Annotated in this window: 1 protein-coding gene; it reads right to left on the reverse strand. The window is 65.6% G+C overall.

The genetic code is table 11. The annotated features are described in order from the left end of the window. Positions 1 to 138: 138 nt before the first annotated feature. Positions 139 to 1,509, reverse strand: coding sequence for a DNA-packaging protein (locus ABYW26_RS13935; RefSeq protein WP_372605510.1), 1,371 nt, complete (start codon positions 1,507 to 1,509; stop codon positions 139 to 141). Positions 1,510 to 1,962: the final 453 nt, after the last annotated feature.

Consider the following 1,962-nt stretch of genomic DNA (forward strand, 5'->3'; position numbering starts at 1 on the left):
CGCCGCGCGCCGAAACAAGTTGAATACCATCTGCAATGCTCCTCGGTTGTCTGTGCGGCGCATGTCGGACACACAGCCCTTTCAATGGCGCCCCGACAAAGAGCACCCCATCCCGCGTCGATTTTGGTAAGTCGGCCGTTACAGGCTGCGCACGCGCGGCCGCCGCCAATGCGCGGCCGGTTCGATCATCAGATCGTGGATTGCCCAGACCAGGGCGTCGACCCGGTCCGGGCTGCCCTTGCCGCGAAACCCCTGCGGCGTCATCAGGCACATCTGGTCCTCAAGCGCCCCAAGCCCGCGCAGATGCGCCACGCGCCCCTGCTCATACAAAGCCGCAACCGGCTCGGCCCGCGCCGCCTTGCCGCGACTGGCCCGCACCCCGCGATAGGGGATCAAAGGGTCGATCTGGCGCAGCACGGTTTCAACCAGATCACCGCCCTGATTGACCTCGGCCACCAACCGCTCGGCGCCATGACGCTCCATCGCGGCGATCGCGGCCTCGGCCCAGGTGGTGGGCGACGCGGCGGTCACGCTGGCATCCTCCAGCACAACCGCACGCCAGTCCTGCGGGTCACCCTGAACCCGCGCGCCCACCACCAGAATACCGCAAGCATCCGAGCCGCTATGCCCCGTCACCGGCGGATCAACGGCCACCACGACGCGATCCATTTCAGGCGCGGCGTCGATCCGCGTCGTTTCCAGCATCGCACTGGTCCAGAGCGCACCCTCCACCGCCTCCAACAACACACCGTCCAGTTCCTGCCGACCCAACCGCGTGCCCGCATAGCGCGCCCGCACCTCGTCCAGAAACGAGGCCGCCAGATAGGCCCGGTTCGCCTCGGTCGGGGCATGGGTGGTCACGGTCGAAGGATTATCCAGAATGGCCCGCAGCACCGGGACATTGCGCGGCGTTGTCGTCACGCATTGCCGCGGGTGCGGTCCCAGCCGCAGCCCGAATTGCAACATGTCCCAGGCGTCCTCGGCCTTTTTCCACTTGGCCAGTTCATCGACCCAGGCCGCGTCGAATTGCGGCCCGCGCAGGCTTTCGGGCTCATGCGCCGAAAACGCCTGCGCCACCGCGCCATTGGGCCAGACCAACCGCTTGCGCGTGGCCTCCCATTTCGGGCGGCGATCGGGCGGCGAACAGGCCAGAATGCCGCTCTCGCCGAACACCATCACCTCGCGCACCTGATCCAGCGTCTCGCCCACCAGCGCCACGCGCCGTGACCCGCCCGGATCCATAGGCCGAGACCCCTCGACCTGCGCCCGCACCCATTCAGCCCCAGCGCGGGTCTTGCCCGCCCCGCGCCCGCCCAGGATCACCCAACTGCGCCAGTCGCCCTCGGGCGGCAATTGATGCGGCAAGGCCCAGAACTCGAACAGGTAAGGCAACACCAACAGCGCCCCCTCACTCAGCCCCGTCAGGAATTCCGCCTGCTCCTCGGGCGTGGCGCAGGCAATCCAATCGGCGCCCGATCTCAGCCCGTGCCCCGGCAAGGTCGAGCGCATAGTCGTGAACTGCCCCGGTTTCGCTTCGGATCCGCTTTTCAACTTTCGACCTTTCGTCAAATGCGGTCTGGGCGGCCTTGTTCAGATCACCCAGAGCCCTACTCAGCTCTTTTGCCCGGGCCGATCGGCCCGCCGCTATTTCGCTTATCAAGGTGTCCAGCACCGCAATCGTGCGCGCGTAATGCGCCTCGGCCGCTGCCAGAACCGCCTGCGCCGCGTCCTCGCCCCCGATGGGAGAAATCAGTGTCATATGGTTAAAACCGCCCCTCATGCCGCTCCGCACGAGTAAATTGAAAAAGCGGCGCCGGGGGTGACCCCGTGCCGCTTGCCCAATTCTTCCAGCTTGAATGAATGTATACTTTAGAGCGTTCGCAAAGTCAAGAAGTTTTGTGTTAACAATAGGTTAACATCAACTTTCCGGCGCGGATCGGGGCGCTGCCCCGAACCCCGGAG

The sequence above is a fragment of the Actibacterium sp. genome (genome assembly GCF_041584535.1).
GTDB lineage: Bacteria > Pseudomonadota > Alphaproteobacteria > Rhodobacterales > Rhodobacteraceae > Actibacterium_D.